This is a genomic window from Catenibacterium faecis (assembly GCF_014306455.1).
Taxonomy (GTDB): domain Bacteria; phylum Bacillota_I; class Bacilli_A; order Erysipelotrichales; family Coprobacillaceae; genus Catenibacterium; species Catenibacterium mitsuoka_A.
Map to the genome: position 1 here is coordinate 1 of NZ_JACRWG010000015.1, position 19030 is coordinate 19030.

General features: G+C 34.3%; 20 protein-coding genes. 10 read left to right on the plus strand and 10 right to left on the minus strand.

Going from position 1 to position 19030, the window contains the following annotated elements:
• Nucleotides 1-160 precede the first annotated feature (160 nt).
• From H8909_RS04965 to H8909_RS05000, 8 genes are all read right to left on the minus strand, one after another.
• Entirely contained in the window at nucleotides 161-316 is a 156-nt protein-coding gene (locus H8909_RS04965; RefSeq protein WP_187012096.1) for a hypothetical protein, read from the minus strand.
• A 190-nt stretch (nucleotides 317-506) separates the two neighbouring features.
• On the minus strand, nucleotides 507-1460 hold the full coding sequence (locus tag H8909_RS04970; protein WP_187012066.1) for an ABC transporter ATP-binding protein: 954 nt from the start codon (nucleotides 1458-1460) through the stop codon (nucleotides 507-509).
• Nucleotides 1447-2547, minus strand: coding sequence for an ABC transporter ATP-binding protein (locus H8909_RS04975; protein WP_187012067.1), 1101 nt, complete (start codon nucleotides 2545-2547; stop codon nucleotides 1447-1449). Before H8909_RS04975 ends, H8909_RS04970 begins: the two co-directional genes overlap by 14 nt.
• 2 nt (nucleotides 2548-2549) lie before the next feature.
• A complete protein-coding gene (locus H8909_RS04980; protein WP_022426021.1) occupies nucleotides 2550-3482 on the minus strand; it encodes an ABC transporter permease in 933 nt (310 codons plus the stop codon).
• Between the two features lies 1 nt (nucleotide 3483).
• A complete protein-coding gene (locus H8909_RS04985; protein WP_006504301.1) occupies nucleotides 3484-4431 on the minus strand; it encodes an ABC transporter permease in 948 nt (315 codons plus the stop codon).
• Nucleotides 4432-4517: 86 nt separating this feature from the next.
• A complete protein-coding gene (locus H8909_RS04990) occupies nucleotides 4518-6128 on the minus strand; it encodes a peptide ABC transporter substrate-binding protein (RefSeq protein ID WP_187012068.1) in 1611 nt (536 codons plus the stop codon).
• Nucleotides 6129-6367: 239 nt separating this feature from the next.
• Nucleotides 6368-6676 (minus strand): thioredoxin, encoded by a 309-nt coding sequence (gene trxA / locus H8909_RS04995; RefSeq protein ID WP_117460281.1) that lies wholly within the window; start codon nucleotides 6674-6676, stop codon nucleotides 6368-6370.
• A gap of 48 nt (nucleotides 6677-6724) precedes the next feature.
• The gene (locus H8909_RS05000) at nucleotides 6725-7519 is read right to left on the minus strand and encodes a mechanosensitive ion channel family protein (RefSeq protein WP_187012069.1); all 795 of its coding nucleotides are present in this window, start codon (nucleotides 7517-7519) and stop codon (nucleotides 6725-6727) included.
• A 116-nt stretch (nucleotides 7520-7635) separates the two neighbouring features.
• Between H8909_RS05000 and H8909_RS05005 the strand changes: the two genes are divergently transcribed.
• The 6 genes from H8909_RS05005 to groL all read left to right on the plus strand — a co-directional run bounded on the left by H8909_RS05005 (nucleotide 7636) and on the right by groL (nucleotide 14317).
• Nucleotides 7636-8496 carry a DegV family protein gene (locus H8909_RS05005; protein ID WP_187012070.1) on the plus strand — a complete coding sequence of 287 codons (861 nt, stop codon included), beginning with the start codon at nucleotides 7636-7638 and terminating at the stop codon, nucleotides 8494-8496.
• Between the two features lie 128 nt (nucleotides 8497-8624).
• Nucleotides 8625-10370, plus strand: a complete 1746-nt coding sequence (gene rnjA, locus H8909_RS05010) for a ribonuclease J1 (protein WP_022425581.1) — start codon at nucleotides 8625-8627, stop codon at nucleotides 10368-10370.
• Complete coding sequence (locus H8909_RS05015) at nucleotides 10370-11167, plus strand: metallophosphoesterase (protein WP_187012071.1); 798 nt, start codon at nucleotides 10370-10372, stop codon at nucleotides 11165-11167. Before rnjA ends, H8909_RS05015 begins: the two co-directional genes overlap by 1 nt.
• 84 nt (nucleotides 11168-11251) lie before the next feature.
• A complete protein-coding gene (locus H8909_RS05020) occupies nucleotides 11252-12274 on the plus strand; it encodes a lysylphosphatidylglycerol synthase transmembrane domain-containing protein (protein WP_187012072.1) in 1023 nt (340 codons plus the stop codon).
• Nucleotides 12275-12424: 150 nt separating this feature from the next.
• Nucleotides 12425-12685 carry a co-chaperone GroES gene (locus tag H8909_RS05025; protein ID WP_006504310.1) on the plus strand — a complete coding sequence of 87 codons (261 nt, stop codon included), beginning with the start codon at nucleotides 12425-12427 and terminating at the stop codon, nucleotides 12683-12685.
• 12 nt (nucleotides 12686-12697) lie between these two features.
• On the plus strand, nucleotides 12698-14317 hold the full coding sequence (groL, locus tag H8909_RS05030; RefSeq protein WP_187012073.1) for a chaperonin GroEL: 1620 nt from the start codon (nucleotides 12698-12700) through the stop codon (nucleotides 14315-14317).
• Between the two features lie 23 nt (nucleotides 14318-14340).
• On the opposite strand, the gene H8909_RS05035 is transcribed toward groL, so the two are convergent.
• Both H8909_RS05035 and chbG read right to left on the minus strand, forming a co-directional pair.
• A complete protein-coding gene (locus tag H8909_RS05035; RefSeq protein WP_117459314.1) occupies nucleotides 14341-15528 on the minus strand; it encodes an aminotransferase-like domain-containing protein in 1188 nt (395 codons plus the stop codon).
• Between the two features lie 53 nt (nucleotides 15529-15581).
• Nucleotides 15582-16319, minus strand: coding sequence for a chitin disaccharide deacetylase (chbG, locus tag H8909_RS05040; protein ID WP_187012074.1), 738 nt, complete (start codon nucleotides 16317-16319; stop codon nucleotides 15582-15584).
• Between the two features lie 95 nt (nucleotides 16320-16414).
• Between chbG and aroE the strand changes: the two genes are divergently transcribed.
• From aroE to H8909_RS05060, 4 genes are read left to right on the plus strand one after another with little or no spacing between them, the layout of a single operon-like run.
• A complete protein-coding gene (gene aroE / locus H8909_RS05045) occupies nucleotides 16415-17272 on the plus strand; it encodes a shikimate dehydrogenase (RefSeq protein WP_238928220.1) in 858 nt (285 codons plus the stop codon).
• Nucleotides 17269-17862 carry an XTP/dITP diphosphatase gene (locus H8909_RS05050; RefSeq protein WP_187012076.1) on the plus strand — a complete coding sequence of 198 codons (594 nt, stop codon included), beginning with the start codon at nucleotides 17269-17271 and terminating at the stop codon, nucleotides 17860-17862. Before aroE ends, H8909_RS05050 begins: the two co-directional genes overlap by 4 nt.
• Complete coding sequence (locus tag H8909_RS05055) at nucleotides 17862-18374, plus strand: tRNA (cytidine(34)-2'-O)-methyltransferase (RefSeq protein ID WP_006504316.1); 513 nt, start codon at nucleotides 17862-17864, stop codon at nucleotides 18372-18374. The genes H8909_RS05050 and H8909_RS05055 overlap by 1 nt, the downstream gene beginning before the upstream one ends.
• Complete coding sequence (locus tag H8909_RS05060; RefSeq protein ID WP_187012077.1) at nucleotides 18361-18990, plus strand: TIGR01906 family membrane protein; 630 nt, start codon at nucleotides 18361-18363, stop codon at nucleotides 18988-18990. The genes H8909_RS05055 and H8909_RS05060 overlap by 14 nt, the downstream gene beginning before the upstream one ends.
• The last annotated feature ends 40 nt before the right edge of the window (nucleotides 18991-19030 follow it).

Consider the following 19030-nt stretch of genomic DNA (forward strand, 5'->3'; position numbering starts at 1 on the left):
CTGTATCGTATGGGAATAAACTATCTTGCAGATAGCCAAGTACCTAATACAGTTGTAACAGAGTAAACTCTGCTACAAAGGGTGCTGTCAACCACCCTATGATGTAACGCCACTTTAGATAGCAATATCTATTGGGGTTAAAGGTCGGAGGTGTAAACCGTTAATACGACTGGGCAGTTACAAGCCCATGACCTTTAGGTCGCGGGTAGTTGACCAGCCATGTTTTACCTACCTGTCTTGCACCCTGTATAATCATTGGCTTACGATTTGGCTTTTCTTTCCATTTGAATAATTCTTCTATTGCGTATCGATACATAGAAACACCCCTTTTTATCTTTTATACCATCTTTTTACATTTTTTACAGCGAATAAATGTAGTACCTATACACTTTTTACAGTGAATAAATGTGCTACAACTACACTTTTTACACCGAATAAGTGTATTAGTTCACATTTTTAGAGCCTAAAAAAAGACTATCACACATAAGTGTCATAGTCTTTTGATGTTATAATTTGAAGTTTGCTGCGTCTTTCTTGAACTGTTCAACATCTTCATCAGTACCTAATACAAAGTGTGTTTCAGTAATCTGATGCTGAGTACCAGCTGCATAATCAAGACCGCTTGTTTCATAATCATAAGAGAATGATTTTCTTACCTTCTCTACTCTTGGGTTAGAATGAGGGATAGCAGATAATAATGATCTTGTATATGGATGGAGAGGATTACTAAAGATTTCATCTGCAGTTCCTGTTTCTACTAAGTGACCTAAATGTAATACACCAATTCTATCAGAGATGTATTTAACCATTGATAAGTCATGAGCGATAAATAAGTAAGCAGCACCTGTTTCTTTCTGCATCTTCTTCATTAGGTTTACAACCTGTGCCTGAATAGATACGTCTAGGGCTGAGATTGCTTCATCGGCAATAATTAGATCAGGGTTCATAATTAAGGCTCTTGCGATACCAATACGCTGTCTCTGACCACCAGAAAACTGGTGTGGGAAACGGTTAGCATGTTCTTTTGATAAACCTACCATTTCAAGAATCTTATAAACCTTTTCTTCTCTTTCTTGTTCATCTTTATAATCATGATGAATATCAAGACCCTGAGCAATAATATCAATAACCTTCTTACGAGGGTTTAAACAAGCCATTGGATCCTGGAAAATCATAGCCATCTTAGTACGTAATGTCTTAAGAGCTTTATTAGACATCTTACCAGTGATATCTTCACCTTCGAAAATGATCTGACCATCAGTTGGATCATATAATCTAATAATAGCACGACCAGTAGTAGATTTACCTGAACCAGATTCACCTACTAAACCATATGTTTCACCTGGCATGATTTTGAATGAAATACCATCAACGGCTTTTACAGTAAACTTTCTACTTGGATAGAAATACTGTTTTAAATTCTTGACTTCAAGAATTGGAGTCTGACTATTCTTGTCCATTATTTGGTACACCTTCTTTCATCATGTTATCGATTCTCTTTCTTAATGCTTCAGGCATTTCTACCTTTGGCGCATTTGGATGCATTAACCAGCTGGCTACCTTATGAGTTGTAGAACCTTCTACTTTGAACATAGGTGGTTCAATTCTCTTATCGATATTTAATGCATATTTATTACGTGGTGCGAATGCATCACCTTTGATTTCTTTTGTAACGTTTGGTGGTGAACCAGGAATTGTATATAATTCTGGATCATCAGTATTTAGATCAGGCATTGCTGATAAAAGACCCCAAGTATATGGATGTAAAGGTCTGTAGAAGATATCTTCGATAGAACCTGTTTCTACAATCTTACCTGCATACATAACGTTTACGAAGTCAGCTACCTTAGCAACTACACCTAAGTCATGTGTGATATAAATAACTGAAATACCTTTTTTCTTCTGTAAGTCCTGAATTAATTCAAGAATCTTAGCCTGGATAGTTACATCTAGGGCTGTTGTAGGTTCGTCACAAATTAATACATATGGATCACAAGATAAAGCGATTGCGATAACAACACGCTGTCTCATACCACCAGATAACTGATGAGGGTAGTTCTTCATACGTTTTTCTGCATTTGTGATTCCTACTTCTTCAAGAAGTTCTACAGCTTTTTTATATGCATCTTCTTTAGATGTTCCATAATGATACATCATTGGTTCCATAATCTGTTTACCAATTGTCATTGTTGGGTCTAGAGAAGTCATTGGATCCTGGAAGACCATCGCAATCTTACGACCACGAATTTCCTTCTGGATTTCCTTTTCTGTCATCTTAGTAATATCTACTGTATGTTTTTCATCAGTATCTGGATCATGCCAAGTATAGTCGATTGAACCACTTTCAATACTACCATTCTTAGCTAAGATACCCATGATAGCTTTTGTAGTAACTGATTTACCTGAACCAGATTCACCTACAATCGCAATTGTTTCTCCTTTATAAAGGTCTAAGTTAACACCACGGATGGCATTCACTTTCTTACCTTCAATCTTAAAGGAGATATTTAAGTCTCTGATTTTTAAAATTCTTTCTCTGTCAGCCATAATTACATCTCCTTCATAGTAGGATCAAGTGCATCTCTTAAACCATCACCTAATAAGTTGAATCCTAACATTAATACTGCAAGGATAATAGCTGGGATAGTCATCTGAGTTGGATATACTGTGAATACTTCGAAACCTGAGTTGATCAAAGTACCAAGTGAAGCCTGAGGTACAGTTAAACCTAAACCAACGAATGCTAGATATGCTTCATAGAAGATTGCATTTGGGATAGTCATCATAGACATGATGATTAACTGACCAAAGATGTTTGGTAAGATTTCCTTGAATAAGATAAAGATATTGCTTGCACCTAATGTTCTAGAAGCAAGAATGAATTCATCTTCCTTGATTTTTAATACCTGTGCTCTTGTGATACGAGACATAGGAATCCATTCAGTGAAGATTAACGCAAGAATAACGGTATATAAAGAAGGCTTTAATACTGTTAAAAGAATAGTTAATACTACTAGTGTTGGGATAGAGTTGATGATTTCCTGAATTCTCTGAAGGACAGAGTCAATTAAACCACCAAAGTAACCAGAAATTAAACCATAAGTCATACCAACTACGATATCAATAACTACTGCAACTAATGCGATAATTAATGAAATACGAGTACCCTGCCAAGTTCTTACGAACAAGTCACGGCCATATTTATCAGTACCAAAGAAATGAGTACCATTTGGAAGAATATTCGCAATACTTGTATCAATTGCATCATATTTCCAATGAGAAATCATTGGTACAAAGATAGCAAGTAAAGCAATGATAATAATACAAGCTAAACCAAAGATTGCACCTTTGTTCTGAGTAAAACGATAAACAACGTCTTTCCAAGCAGGTCTTGCAGGAGCAACTTCATCAATGTTGATATTCTGTTTATCACCGATAAACTCAAAATCATCTGGCAAAAATTCATATTTCTTGTCATCCATCTTAGTTGTCCCCCTTTCCTAAACGGATACGTGGATCGATAATACCATAAGATACATCGATTACTAACATCATAACGATATACATGAATGCATATAAGAATGAACATGCAACGATGATGTTGTAGTCATTGGCACGAATACTGTTAATTAATAGCTTACCTAAACCTGGTACAGAACAGATCTGTTCTACTACCATTGTACCAGTCATCAAGTTAACTAGGATTGGACCTAAGATAGTGATTACTGGAATTAAGGCATTACGTAATGCATGCTTGAAGATTAATGTCTTACGATCTAAACCTTTAGCCATTGCTAGAGTCATATATTCACTATTTAATACAGAAATCATTTCTGTACGAGTGAAACGTGCTACGTTGGCAATAACGCTCATAGATAAAGCGATAACTGGTAATATAGATGAGAAGATTGGATTCATATCATCATACATTGTTGGTAAGATACGAAGATCATTACTGAACAAGATAACAAGTAATAATGCGAATACGAACGATGGGATAGATACACCTAAGATAGAAATAATAGTTGCGATTGTATCCCAAATAGTGTTCTTGTTTAATGCAGCAACGATACCAAGTAACATACCTACTAATGTACCTAAGATACATGCAGCGATACCATAAGCAAATGAAATCTTAGCTGCGTCAAATACTAATTCAGAAACATTCTGATCTTTGTATAAAACATAAGAAACACCGAAGTCGCCTGATAACATATTCTTTAAGTATGTACCATACTGTACAAGAACTGGCTTATCAAGACCATATTTTGCCATAATGACTTTCTGCTGTTCTGGACTCAACTTTTCTGAGTTGAATGGAGAACCTGGCATACAACGAGTCATAATGAACAGAACTGTTAGTATAACGAATAAAGTAATTGCGGAAATAAGCAATCTCTTTAAGATATACCTAATCATGGATTTATCCATATAAATATCACACCTTTCATTTAAAAAGAAGAACACATTATAGCAAGAGCTATAATGTGTTTATTCTCACTATGTTCTGTTTATTCTTATTTGATAGTTACGTATTTGAATGTATAAGGAACACCAACTGCTGAATGAACAACTCCTTTTACATTCTTAGCCTTTAATGCTGCAGCACCCTTTTCGAATACTGGAACATAAGCTAAATCATCAAGTGCAGTCTTTTCTACCTGAGTCATTAAGTCCCAACGTTTATTTAAGTCTGATTCAGCCTGAACCTGTTTCATTAATGAATCAACTTTAGCATTGCTGTACTTACCATAGTTATTCTGGTTACCAGTTAAGAATAAGTTCAAGTAAGTAGTTGGATCAGCATAGTCTGGACCCCAACGAGTACATACAACCTGGAAGTTACCATTTGCTTCTCTGTTATAAATTCTGTCTTTCTTAACAGTTGCAACCATGTTTACCTTTAAGCCTTTTAACTTAGTGAATGAACCCTGTAAGTATTCAGCCATAGTATCCATTGGTGATTCATCAGTACCATATAATAAATCAATAGTGATTGTATCAGTACCTAATTCCTTCTTAGCTGCATCTAAGTATTCCTGAGCCTTCTTAACATCATAACCTACAAGAGCACCTGCAGTATCACGGAAATCTTTACCAGCTGGACTAGTAGATAACTGTGATGGAACAAAACCAGTTGCTTCTTTAGAACCATCTTTTAATACGTTTTCACATAAATCTTTTCTGTTGATTGCATAAGACAATGCTTCTCTTACATTCTTATTTGCAGTTGTCTTATTGTTGAAGTTCAACTGTAAGTAGAATAAGAAACCTTCATTGAAAGTAGTGAAAGTATCTTTACCTTTATACTTATCTACTAATGTAGAGTTAATTGTTGCATAGTCAACTTTGCCATTGTCAAAGTTCTGTGCAGCAGTCTTAGGATCCTGTACTAGGAACATTTCAAGGTTCTTAGTCTTAACTGCTTTAGCATCATAGTACTTATCGTTCTTAGTGAATGTTGCTTTGTTACCTTTGATCCACTTAGTCATTGTATAAGCACCATTAGATAATGTGTATTCTGGTTTAGTACCATAGTTCTTACCACATTTTTCAACGAACTTTTCGTTCTGTGGGAAGTAGCATGGGAAAGCCATTAAATCTGTGAAATATGGAACCTTGTTGTTTAATTCAACAACTAAAGTCTTATCATCAGTTGCTTTAACACCTAAAGTGTTCATCTGTTCATCTGTTGCCTTAGGACCTAGATCAATCAACTGACTCGCATTCTTAACTGATGCACCATCATCACCTAACATGTAAGCATAGTTACCTGCATTCTTAATAATTCTCTTCCAAGAATAAACGAAATCGTTGGCAGTGACTTTATCACCATTTGACCACTTAGCATCTTTTAAGTGGAAAGTGTAAGTCTTACCATCAGCACTTACATCCCAGCTCTTAGCTAATGCTGGAACTGTCTTGCCTTTGTCATTTACTGCTGTTAAGCCGTCTGTGATTGCGTGGATTGCGTTGTATGACATACCATCATCAACTACTGTAGAATCCATACCCTGGATATCTAATTCACTTGCAAATCTGAAAGTATCTGTATCAGTTTTGCTTCCACATCCAGCAAGTAATGCTGCTGCCATACTTGCAGCAACTAAAACCTTTACTGTTTTCATAATTTTCCCCTCCATAATGGATATAACTGTATGATAGCATCCAACTATCATGAGAAACATCTTACACTCTTTGTGTATACATGTCAATATTCATTAGTATAAATCTTTGTGCATTTCATGAATCTATTTTAGTTATTTGTCTTTTCCACAAATTGACTAATTTTAATATTTTTTACGCTTAATTTATTATCATAAAAAGAAAAATCAGGCATATAAAAAAGACACCAATCAGGTGCCTCTTAGTCCATAAATGGGTTGATTTTATCAAGGATTGCATCCTTATTTGCGAAACCAATGATCTGTGTAACAGCCTTACCTTCTTTAAAGAAAATCATGTTTGGAATTGACTGTACACCGTATTTAGATGCTAAATCAAGTTCATTGTCTACATTGACTTTAACAACTGTTAACTGATCATTTTCAGCATCTAATTCTTCTAATACTGGACCAACCATCTTACAAGGGCCACACCAGTCTGCATAGAAGTCTACTAATACATACTTATTGTTTAATGCTTCATTAAAACCTTTCTGATCTACAATTTTCATATTCTTCACCTCACCTATATTTAAACAGATTGAAGAATATTCCGCAACTTATTTGCTTAGATGAATATCATAGGTCGTATAGGCAAGTTCTATACCTTCTTCGTTGAAACGCTTATTCATATTTTCAAGTAAACTACATCTAAGTGTTTCATAGTTTTCTGTGGCTGCCCATACTCTAAGTGTAAAGGTTAATGCACTATCCTTATATTCTGTCATATTCACAAATGGCGGAATATCATGGAGACAATAAGGATTAGATAAGGCTTCTTCCATAATAACCTTCTTAACTAATTCTGTATCACTACCCATAATAACATCAAAGTTTAAATCCACACGACGTATTTCTTCACTTGAATAGTTCACTAATGTTGAGTGTGCTAACTGTGAATTAGGAATGACAATCTTCTTATTATCTAAAGTAAGTAGGTTTGTATAGAGTAAAGAGATTTCCTGGATTCTTCCTGTGACACCTACAACTTCAATTAAGTCTCCTTTTGAAAAAGGTTTTGCTAGTAAGATGATAATACCATCAAAGAAGCTTGCGAGTGAGTCTTTAATAGCAAGTGCAAAAGCAGCAGAAGCTGCAGTAAAGATAGCAAGAATAGAACTTGTATTAATACCAAGCTGTGATAAAGCCATAATCGCAATAATCACAATAAAGACTGTCTTGATGATTGTCTTAAAGAAGTTTAAGACAATTTCATCCTGGGAAGACTTTTCTATAAATTTTGTAAATAACTTATCAAAAATCTTATATACAACATATCCAATAACTATAATGATAAGGGCTTGAAGAGCTTTCTCTCCCATGCTATAAAGTGTTTCTAAGTATTTTCCTACCATTTTTGTAACTCCTTTCATGTGCATTTACAATAATTCGTCTACCTTGATTAGTCAAGAAAATGTTGATTTATTCCTCAAAATTGTTAAAATTGAGTTTGACTGAAGGAGGTCCTTGTATGAAAATTGCAATCATGACAGATAGTAACTCTGGCATTACACAAAAAGAAGCAAAAGAATTAGGTATCTATTGTATTCCTATGCCTTTTACTATAGATGGGAAAGAATTTGAAGAAGATATCAATTTAACACAAGAACATTTCTATGAAAAACTAATGAGTGGTGCAGAAGTATTCACTTCACAGCCTACTATTGGTATTATCGCAAAGAAGTGGGATGAAATATTAAAAACACATGACGCTATCATTCATATACCTATGAGCAGTGGCTTATCAGGAAGCTGTCAGACAGCAATGATGATGGCGGATGAAGATCAGTATAAAGGAAAAGTATTTGTTGTGGATTCTCAAAGAATCTCTGTAACACAAAAAGCAGATGTCCTAGATGCCCTTGCAATGGCAGATAAGGGATATAGTGCAAAAGAGATTTATGATTATCTTATGAACAATAAGATGAATGCCACTATCTATGTTACTGTAGATACACTTGAATATTTAAAGAAAGGTGGGCGTTTATCCCCTGCTGCTGCAACGCTTGCGGGTTTATTGAAGATTAAGCCTATTCTTACTATTCAGGGTGAAAAATTAGATAAATACGGTACCTCACGTACTATGAAAAAAGCTCGTAAGATGATGATTGACCAGGTAAAACAGGATATTAGTGATCGTGGCTGGGGTGATGATTATGAAGTAGCATGTGTTTATTCTTATGATAAAGAAGCTGCTTTAGATTATCTTGAACAGATCAAAGAAGCATTTCCTGATAAAGAGGTCATCTTTGACCGTTTATCATTAAGTGTTGCTTGTCATATCGGTCCAGGTTCACTTGCAATAGCTGCTTTTAAGAAAGGTTCTTATTAAGATGTTCAATAGAACATCTTTTTTTAATTTCTCATGTATTCCCTTACAACATTGATTATTCACTTTATTTATATTATTATTTTAATGAATGAATTTACATTATTTGAGAAAGAGGTGGATAGTAGTTTATGTCAGTCGATAATACTGAGAAGAAAAAGACATTCAAACCTCACCGTTCTAAAAGAAGATTCCCTTCTACACATCATAATGTTAAAACACAGGGAACAAAGATATTCGCATTAGGCGGTTTAAATGAGGTTGGTAAGAATACTTACTGTATTGAATGTAATGATGAAATGATTATTATTGATGCAGGTGTTAAGTTTGCATCTGAAGGTCTTCCTGGGATTGATTATGTTATTCCAGATTATACTTATTTAAGAAAGAATAATAAAAAGATCAAGGGATTATTTATTACACATGGTCATGAAGACCATATTGGGGGTATTCCTTTCTTATTAAGACTAGTGAATATACCATTTATTTATGCTTCTCCATTGGCTTGTGCCATGATTAGAAGAAAACTAGAGGAACATCATCTTACACATGTAACTAAGATGATTCCTATTAACCATGAAAGTTCTATCAAAACTAAATATTTTAATATTGGTTTCTTTAATACAAACCACTCTATTCCTGAATCTATGGGGATTATTGTGAATACACCTGATGGTCGTATTGTAGAAACAGGAGACTTTAAGTTTGATTTATCTCCAGTTGCTAATCCTGCTGATTATCAGATTATGAGTTTCTTAGGTGAAACAGGTGTCGATTTATTAATGAGTGATAGTACGAACGCAGAAGTACCTACATTCTCTATTAGTGAAAAGACTGTTGCAGGACAGGTACAGGAAGAATTCAGAAAGACTGAAGGACGTATTATTGTTGCAACATTCGCATCTAATATACATAGAGTACAGCAGATTGTAGAAGCTGCTGTTAAGTTTAATCGTAAGATTCTTGTATATGGACGTTCAATGGTCAACAATATTGATGTTGCAAGAAAGATGGGTTATATCAAGTGTCCTGATCGTTTCTTTATTAAGAATGATGAAGCAAAACATCTTCCTGATAATGAAATACTAATTCTATGTACTGGATCTCAGGGTGAGGCACTTGCTGCATTAAATAGAATTGCGAATGGTACACATCGTCAGATTAAGATTAAACCTGGTGATACTGTATTATTCTCATCTAACCCTATTCCTGGTAACCAATCTTCTGTATCACGTTTAATTAATAAGTTATATCGTTCTGGAGCAAGAGTTCTAGAAAACTCTATGATCAGTAACCTTCATACTTCTGGACATGCTTCCCAGGAAGAACAGAAGCTCATGATGCTTCTTACTAAACCTAAATACTTCTTCCCAGTTCATGGTGAACATAAAATGCTTTGTATACATAAAAAATTATATGAAGAAGTAGGCGGAAAGCCTGATCATGCATTTGTATTAAGTAATGGAGATTGTTTATGCTTAAAGGATCATGAGATATTCCAGACAAGAAGCGTACATGCAGATGATATTTATGTAGATGGTAATGATTTAACAGGTTTATCTACAGCGGTATTACATGACCGTCAGATTTTAAGTGAAGATGGCATGGTTGCAGTACTTATTAGTATGGATTCTCATGCAGGTATTTTACTTCATAAACCAGTTATTATGAGCCGTGGATTTGTTTATATGAAAGATAGTAAACCTATGATTTATGGAGCAGAAATGGCTGTGGATCGTAAGCTACGTGCTTTATTGCAGGAAAAAACAACATTTGGTGAAATTAAGAATACAATCAGAGAAACATTAACATCTTATTTCTATACTAAGACAAAGAGAAGACCGATGATTATTCCTGTCATCATGAACAAGAAATAATGAAGAAAAAGAAAATTATTCGTACTGGTATTCTTGCAATTATTGTTTTCGCATTGGTGTTGTTTGGTGGTTATACATGTCTCTTTTCTAGAACACATTATTCTTTTACAAGAATGACTTATAGTAATGGATTATTACCTAATGGTTTTAAAAACTTTAAGATTGTAGATTTATCCGATATACATATTACTGCATCCAAAGATATTGATCGTTTTGAACAAATTGTAGATGAGATTGAAGATCAAAGCTATGATATGGTTGTTTTTACTGGTGATCTGTATGAAAGTAAACCTATTCAAGATGCTAGAGTACAGAAAATCTTAAAGAAGCTTCAACCAGGTTATGGTAAGTTTGCAGTACTTGGTGATGAAGATCATGCACATGCTGAGGAAGTGACTAATATCCTTAATGAAGGTGGATTTGAAGTACTTAATAATAGTGCTCGTACCATTCATTATCGTAATAGTTCCTTTACCCTTTATGGACAATCTATTAATAGTCAGGAAGAAATACCTGCTTCTGACGGGTTTGTCTTAACTTTAAGTCATTATCCTGATAGTTTTAGTCAAAATAAAGGACATACACATTTACAGTTATCTGGACATAGTAATGGTGGGACTATCTGGTTCCCTGGTATTGGTCCACTTGTAAAGTGTAATAATGCGGCTACTTATAATCATGGAAGTTATACAGAAAGTGGTTCTGAACTAATTGTAAGTAATGGTATAGCACCACGTCATAACTATCATTTTAAAGTATTATGTGAAAATGAGATTATTATGATTACATTCGAGTAGGGATTTTAATCCTTACTCTTTTCTTTTACTTTCATATAAGGAATAAGATTGGTAAAATAGAGATAGGGAAATGAGGTGATTCCCATGAAAACAAAGAAGAGCTATATCTTGAATATTGCATTAATTCTTGTGATTAGTGGTATATCTTTATACTTATCAGTAGGTTCTGAAGTCTCTACTGTATTTAAAACAATTACTACAGCGCATCCTTTCTGGCTATTCATCTTATGTTTTATTATGTTTATATATTATGTATTTGATGGACTCGCTACAATGATCTTTGCGCGTTTTTATAAGAAAGACTTTACTCTTAAAGAAGGTTTTGTGAATGGACTTGTAGGTACTTTGTTTAGTGGTTTAACTCCTTCTTCTTCAGGAGGACAGTTCGCCCAGGTGTTCGTATTTAATAACCAGGGAATCTCCCCTGCCATTTCTACAAGTATCTTACTCATGTGCTTTATTAGTTATCAAATAGTGATTATGGGCTTTACTGCAGTGATTATGATTGTGGATTCAGCCTACTTCTTAGATAAAGGTGTAGGTGTATCCTCTATGGCAGCCGTCGGATTTCTTATTAATGCGGTAGTCACTCTTCTATTATTTGCAGGTGCTAAGAGTAAGAAGTTCCAGAACTTTATAGTAGATAAAGTAGTCTATCTCCTTTCTAAAACACCACTTATAAAAGATTATGAATCAACATGCTTTAGAATTCAGAATTACTTTGGTGAATTTAGAGAACAGATGAATGTATTACAGAAAAATAAAAAAGCTTTATTACAGACAGTATTATGTAATATAGTGAAACTTACTATTATCTACTCTACGCCATTCTTTTCGTGTCTTGCTTTAGGAATAAAAGTACCAGTTACCCTATTTGTACAGTTCTTAGGACTGGCTTCTATTATTAATTTAATTAATACATTCCTCCCTATTCCCGGTGCATCAGGTGGTAGTGAAGGATGTTATATGATCTTATTTGGTTTTCTTGGTCGAGCTAATGCCTCTAGTTCTATGTTCTTATGGCGTTTCTTCTCTTTCTATTTTGGATTAATACTTGGTATGATCACATTTATCGTTGCGAAAGATACAAAACGAAAAGACGATTAAGTCACTCTTTACTCAGGAGTGGCTTTTTTTTGTGCACTTTTATCCAATCTGCCCAAAAACAAATTAGCACTCGCCTTGACAATGTGCTAAAACGAACTATAATACTTTTTAGCAATTAAATAAAGAGAGTGCTAACAAGGAGGAATAATTATGTTGAAACCTTTAAATAAGAATATCGTATTAAAGAAAGAAGAAGTAGAAAATAAGACAGCTAGTGGTATTATTCTTACTACTGAAACAAAGAGTCTTCCTACTGTTGGAGAAGTTGTGGCAGTAGGTCCACAATGTGAAAATGATTTAAAAGAAAAAGATCGTGTTGTATTCAAGGAATACTCAGGTACAAAAGTTAAACTTGATGGTGTTGAATATATTGTGATAGACGAGAAAGATGTTCTCGCATGTATTGAATAGGAGGAATAAGCTATGAGTAAAGAAATACGTTTTTCTAGTGATGCACGTCAATCAATGTTGAAGGGTGTGAATACTCTTGCTGATGCAGTGAGTGTTACACTTGGTCCTAAAGGTAGAAATGTAGTATTAGAGAAGAGTTATGGTTCTCCTTTAATTACGAATGATGGTGTTTCTATTGCCAAGGAAATAGAATTAGAAGATCATTTTGAAAATATGGGTGCAAAACTTGTATATGAAGTAGCCAATAATACAAATGATATTGCAGGTGATGGTACAACAACTGCCACAATTCTTGCAAGAGATATGATTGTGAATGGCATGAAGCAGGTTGAAAAAGGTGCAAACCCTGTACTTATGAGAGAAGGTATTGAAAGAGCTTCTAAAGCAGTGGCAGAAGTATTATTAAAGAATTCTCATAAGGTAGAAACAAGCAGAGATATTGCATCAGTTGCGACTATTTCTTCTTCTAATAGTCATATTGGTGAATTGATTGCTCAGGCTATGGAAAAGGTTGGTAAAGATGGTATTATCAATGTAGATGAATCTAATAGTTTTGATGATGAATTAGAAGTCAATGAAGGTATGCAGTATGATAAGGGTTATGTATCTCCTTATTTTGTAAGTGATACAGATAAGATGGAAGTTGAAATGGATAACCCACTCATCTTAGTCACTAATCAGAAGATTACTAATTTGCAGGAAATCCTTCCAGTACTTGAACAGGTATTAAAGGCTAATAAACCATTATTACTTATCGCTGAAGATTATGAGAATGAAGCTATTTCATCTCTTGTATTGAATAAGTTAAGAGGTGCCTTTAATGTCGTAGCAACTAAGGCTCCAGGATTTGGTGATAAACAGAAAGAAATGTTGGAGGATATTGCAGTATTAACTGGTGCTAAATTCTACAACAAGGAGCTTAATATGAAGCTTTCTGATTTAACCATTGAAGATCTTGGTACAATCAAGAAAGTGATTGTAAAGAAAGACAATACTACTCTAATTGGTCATAGTTCAAGTGAAGCAGTGAATAAACGTGTAGAAGAATTAAAGACACAATTAACTCATACTAAGAGTGATTATGAAAAGAAGACTCTAAAAGAACGTATTGGTAAATTATCTAACGGTGTTGCAACAATTAAAGTCGGTGCTACAACTGAAGCAGAATTAAAAGAAAAGAAATTAAGAATTGAAGATGCTCTTAATGCGACTAAGGCCGCTGTAGATGAAGGTATCGTTGTTGGTGGTGGTGCTGCGTTAGTAGAAGCCTATGAAGAATTAAAGAATCAGGTCAGAGATACGAATGTAGATATCCAGAAGGGTATTAACGTAGTCATGAATTCTTTATTTGCGCCTCTTACTCAGATTGCAATCAATGCTGGTTATGATGAAGAAGAAATTGTATCTATCCAAAAGACTGCTGAAAAGGACTTTGGATTTGATGCAAAGACAGGTGACTGGGTTAATATGTTTGAAGCAGGCATTATTGATCCAACTAAGGTCACTCGTAGCGCATTATTAAATGCCGCTAGTATTTCAGCCTTGTTCTTAACAACCGAAGCAGGTGTGGCAGAACTTCCTAAGAAGGAAGAACCACAACAGCCTGTTATGCCACAAGGTGGCATGTATTAAAAAAAAGCCAGAAATGGCTTTTTTTATTTACAGAATTGATATGTTAGTTCTCCTAAAATCTGAATACCTTTTTCGATATTCTCCATAGAAGCAGCTGAGAAGTTCATACGAATAGATTGACACGGCTTAGTACTATCTACCATGAATTCATTACCTGGTACGATGGCTACATGCTTCTTAATAGAAGCCTGAACGAATTCTGGCATACTGACTCCATCAGGTAAATCAAACCATATAAACATACCACCTTCTGGTTCAATGACATGAATAGAAGGATGGAAATACTTCTTGATCATCTCTAACATGAAGTTACATTTCTTTGCATAAAGAGACTGCAAATGTTTAATATGTGCATCCATATCTGTTTCTCTTAAGAAAGCATCCATCATATATTGTGAAAGATTGTTTGTATGGTTATCTCCTGATTGTTTAGCCATAAAGAGCTTAGAGATAATATCTTTACTTGCACAGATGATTCCTGTACGCATACCTGGTGAGATAATCTTAGAAAGACTGGCTGCATAAACAACCCGATGGTCTTGATCTAAAGATTTAATAGAAGGGACTTCTTCTCCTGTAATACGCAAATAACCATAAGGGTTATCTTCTAGAATAACTACATCATACTTTACTGCAAGGTTATAGATTTCTTTTCTTTTTTCTAGAGATGTTGTGACTCCGGTAGGATTCTGGAAGTTAGGAATTGTATAGAATACCTTTGGTCCTTTTTTAAAGGCTTCTTCTAGTTCTTTTAGATTTACACCATCTTCTTCTAAAGAAACACCAAGCAGCTTTGCCCCATTACATTTAAATGAGTTTAAAGCACCTAAATAGCTTGGGTTCTCTACTACAACATAATCTCCTTCATCGCAGAATATCTTAGACACAAGATCTAATCCCTGCTGTGATCCTGTTGTAATAATAATATCATCATCACTTGTGCATATACATTCATGCTTATTAATGAATGACTTAGAAGATTCTATTAAACCTGTATAACCCTGGGCAGAGCCATACTGCAAAACTTCATAAGTCTTTTCTTGAAGAATCTTATGTCCTACTTCTTCTAGCTTTTCCTGTGGAATAGCTTCTGGATCAGGGAATCCACTCGCAAAACTAATATACTCTACCGTACCATTCTCACTTGCATCAGCCATGACACTTCTAATGGCTGATTTTTTTACGTAATTCATCTTATCTGCGTATCTCATATATGTCACTCCATTCACTTTTTTCTCATTCTACTACTATTATTTAAAAATACCTAATTATTTTTTATGTCTGCGTAAGTTATGATCTGAATATCGTGATCCTTGATGAACTGTTTGAATTCATCACTCTTAAGTAATTCTAATTCCTTGATACGATTCATATTGTAGCTAGATACGTTCATGAGTCTTTCATCAACTAAAGCAGGATGACAAACAAGTTCTACTGTATCATAGCCTTCAGTTGAACAAATTTCTTTAAATGTTTCAAAGCTTACACCATCTTTATAGAATTCACAACGTGCTGGGAAGTAGTTTTCATCCACATATCTTGTTTGTCTAATAGGAAGGTTATATTCCTTGGCAAGACGCTTGATGACTTCTAATTGTCTATGTTCCATATGCACATAGTGATGAGAATCTAGATGTGTAGGAAGATGTCCTGTGTGTGCGATAAAAGCTTCTATCTGTGCTTTCCATTCTTCATAGACTTCATCTGGTTCTCCATCTGGGAATTCATCTTCATAGGCACTTGGTCTTAAGAAGTTCCCCTCTTCATCTGTATAGCTTTTCTTGCCAGGTAATAATGGTTTACCAGCAGTTAAAGTTAAATGAACACCAATTCCTAGATTTGGATATGCCTTTGCCTTGTCTAGAGCCCATAAAGCATATGGCATATTCATCATCACTGTAGTGGAACTTACAAGTCCCTCTTCGTGTGCAAGAAGGATACCTAGGGAGTTTCCTTCACACATACCGAAATCATCAGCATTGATAATTAATTTTTTGATCATACTTTTCACCTCTATAATCCATTGTACTAAATATTATAAGAACAGTCACACATAACGACAAAATGATGTATAATACAAGACAAAAGGAGAAGGTTATGAAAAATACAATTACTGGATATACAGGTTTATATGGGGTTGTCGCAAATCCTATTAAACATTCTTTTTCACCAATGATGCATAATACTGCATTTCAAACATTAGGTATTAATGATGTTTATCTTGCATTTGAAGTGACTAAAGATCAGTTAGATGACTATATTACGTCTGTTAAGACATTACCTATTAAGGGATACAATATTTCTATGCCTTATAAACAGGATATGATGAAATATATGGATGAACTCACAACACAGGCAAAACTTGCAAAGAGTATCAATACGGTAAAGAATGAGAATGGTAAACTCATTGGTCATATTACTGATGGAGAAGGTTTTGTGATGGCCTGCCGTGATAAAGGATGGGGTATTGCGAAGCATAAGATTGTAGTACTTGGAGCTGGTGGTGCAGCAAGTGCAATTATTATTTCTCTTGCTTTGGCTGGTGCTAAGGAAATTGTGGTTTATAATCGTTCTGATAAGCCATTTATTAAAGAACTTAATGAGAAATTAGACTGCCCTATTACTTTAAAGAAAATTGATCAGGAAAGTATTAAGGAAGATTTAAAGGATACTTATCTATTAGTCAATACAACAAGTGTTGGTATGGCACCTCATCCTGAAGGATGTATTATTGAGAGTGCTGATATGTTACCTGATGGTTTAAAAGTAGCTGATATTATTTATAACCCTAAGGAAACAAAGCTATTAAGTTATGCAAGACAAAAAGGTCTTGATTATATGAATGGAGAACGTATGATTGTCTATCAGGGTGCATGTTCTTTTAAGTTTTGGACAGGAAAGGATATGCCTATCCATGAAGTCAAAGTAGCGTTAGGAATGGAGGAAAGCGAATGAAAGAAATCGTAGTTGCAACAACAAACAAAGGGAAACTTAAAGAGATTTCTGCAATGTTGGAAAAGTTAGGTATTGAAGTAAAGTCTATTAAAGATGTATTAGGTTATAATCCTGATATTGAAGAAACAGGGACTACTTTTACAGAAAATGCAGTGATTAAAGCTGAAACAGTAATGAATATGATTCATATGCCTACTCTTGCAGATGATTCTGGTTTAGAAGTAGATGCATTAGATAAACAGCCTGGTATTTATTCTTCTCGTTTTATGGGTGAAGATACAAGTTATGATATTAAGAATCAGTGGATTATTGATGCTGTAAAAGATAAAGAAGATAAGACAGCACGTTTCGTATGTGCGATGGCTTTGGCTATTCCTGATGAAGAAACAAAGACTTTCTTAGGTACTTTTGAAGGAAAAATAAACGATTGTATTGATGGTGAAAATGGCTTTGGTTATGATCCTATTTTCTATTATCCACCATTAAAGAAGACTTCTGCAGTGATGACTATGGAAGAAAAGAATAAAGTCTCTCATCGTGCAAAGGCATTAAAGGCTTTATATGATTATTTAGAGGAGGCACATAAGTAATGAATCATGTTGTATTAGTACATCCTGCGATTCCACAAAATACAGGTAATATTATGAGAACATGTGCAGCGACACATACACCTTTACATATTATTAAACCGACAGGGTTTAAGTTAAATGATCCAAGAATGAAAAGAGCGGTTATGGATTATTTTGATCACCTCACTTTTAAAGTTTATGAAAACTTTGAAGAGTTTGAAAAAGAGAATCCTGGTATTTATCATTTCTTTACACGTTATTCTAAGAAAGTTTATAGTGAAGATGATTTTAAACAGGAAGGTGAACATTATCTTTTCTTTGGTCATGAGCATGATGGTATTCCTCATGATATTTTAAAGAAGTATATTGATGATTGTGTACGTATTCCTATGTATGGAGATTCACGTAGTTTGAACTTATCTAATACTGTAGCCATTGGTGTTTATGAAGCATTAAGACAACAGGGTTATCCTGATTTATCTACAGTAGAGGTTCAAAAGGGAGAAGATTTCTTATACAATGAAGAAATTTAAAAGTATTCTTTTAACTGTATGTTTGACTTTTTTGATTATTGATTGTGCTATTCTCTTAGTCACATTTGTGCCTGTACTCTATCCTTCTTCACTAATTGCCTCTAATATTGGGGTCAGTGAAAAGATAGTAAGAGAAAGTTATATGACAATTATTCACTATTTAAGTCTATTCTCTCATAAAGCACTTTCTACCCCCGCATTTCCTATGACTAAAAATACAGTTTTTCATTTTTATGAAGTAAAAGTATTAATGAATCGTTTAGAAATTATTGGGTTAGTGGTACTGATTGGAACTATCTATCTCATCTATTCTACAGTCAAAGAGAATGATTATAGAGCATTTAAGTGGGCAGGGTTCACTACTTTAGGACTCGTATTTATTGTAGGTGGAACAGCCTATGTCAATTTTGATGGAGCATTCACAATGATGCATCATATCCTTTTCAACAATAACTATTGGCTGATCAATCCTGATATAGATCCTATTATCAATATTTTCCCTGAAAGTTATTTTGTGACATTAGGAATTGCTTTATTTAGTTTAATTGGAATAGGTGTTCTTATTAATTTAGGTATATATTTCAAACATATTAATTGCATTAATACAAATAAATGAGTATAATTTATGAAAAATAGACACGAGGTTCTCGTGTCTT

Excerpts from the sequence above, each read along its gene's own strand:
- H8909_RS05005 (WP_187012070.1), top strand. The coding sequence starts at position 7,636 with ATGAAAATTGCAATCATGACAGATAGTAACTCTGGCATTACACAAAAA.
- H8909_RS04990 (WP_187012068.1), bottom strand. The coding sequence starts at position 6,128 with ATGAAAACAGTAAAGGTTTTAGTTGCTGCAAGTATGGCAGCAGCATTA.
- rnjA (WP_022425581.1), top strand. The coding sequence starts at position 8,625 with ATGTCAGTCGATAATACTGAGAAGAAAAAGACATTCAAACCTCACCGT.
- H8909_RS05025 (WP_006504310.1), top strand. The coding sequence starts at position 12,425 with ATGTTGAAACCTTTAAATAAGAATATCGTATTAAAGAAAGAAGAAGTA.
- H8909_RS04985 (WP_006504301.1), bottom strand. The coding sequence starts at position 4,431 with ATGGATAAATCCATGATTAGGTATATCTTAAAGAGATTGCTTATTTCC.
- H8909_RS04980 (WP_022426021.1), bottom strand. The coding sequence starts at position 3,482 with ATGGATGACAAGAAATATGAATTTTTGCCAGATGATTTTGAGTTTATC.
- H8909_RS05015 (WP_187012071.1), top strand. The coding sequence starts at position 10,370 with ATGAAGAAAAAGAAAATTATTCGTACTGGTATTCTTGCAATTATTGTT.
- H8909_RS05035 (WP_117459314.1), bottom strand. The coding sequence starts at position 15,528 with ATGAGATACGCAGATAAGATGAATTACGTAAAAAAATCAGCCATTAGA.
- H8909_RS04975 (WP_187012067.1), bottom strand. The coding sequence starts at position 2,547 with ATGGCTGACAGAGAAAGAATTTTAAAAATCAGAGACTTAAATATCTCC.
- H8909_RS05060 (WP_187012077.1), top strand. The coding sequence starts at position 18,361 with ATGAAGAAATTTAAAAGTATTCTTTTAACTGTATGTTTGACTTTTTTG.
- H8909_RS05055 (WP_006504316.1), top strand. The coding sequence starts at position 17,862 with ATGAATCATGTTGTATTAGTACATCCTGCGATTCCACAAAATACAGGT.
- H8909_RS05020 (WP_187012072.1), top strand. The coding sequence starts at position 11,252 with ATGAAAACAAAGAAGAGCTATATCTTGAATATTGCATTAATTCTTGTG.
- H8909_RS04970 (WP_187012066.1), bottom strand. The coding sequence starts at position 1,460 with ATGGACAAGAATAGTCAGACTCCAATTCTTGAAGTCAAGAATTTAAAA.
- trxA (WP_117460281.1), bottom strand. The coding sequence starts at position 6,676 with ATGAAAATTGTAGATCAGAAAGGTTTTAATGAAGCATTAAACAATAAG.
- groL (WP_187012073.1), top strand. The coding sequence starts at position 12,698 with ATGAGTAAAGAAATACGTTTTTCTAGTGATGCACGTCAATCAATGTTG.
- H8909_RS05050 (WP_187012076.1), top strand. The coding sequence starts at position 17,269 with ATGAAAGAAATCGTAGTTGCAACAACAAACAAAGGGAAACTTAAAGAG.
- H8909_RS05000 (WP_187012069.1), bottom strand. The coding sequence starts at position 7,519 with ATGGTAGGAAAATACTTAGAAACACTTTATAGCATGGGAGAGAAAGCT.
- H8909_RS04965 (WP_187012096.1), bottom strand. The coding sequence starts at position 316 with ATGTATCGATACGCAATAGAAGAATTATTCAAATGGAAAGAAAAGCCA.
- aroE (WP_238928220.1), top strand. The coding sequence starts at position 16,415 with ATGAAAAATACAATTACTGGATATACAGGTTTATATGGGGTTGTCGCA.
- chbG (WP_187012074.1), bottom strand. The coding sequence starts at position 16,319 with ATGATCAAAAAATTAATTATCAATGCTGATGATTTCGGTATGTGTGAA.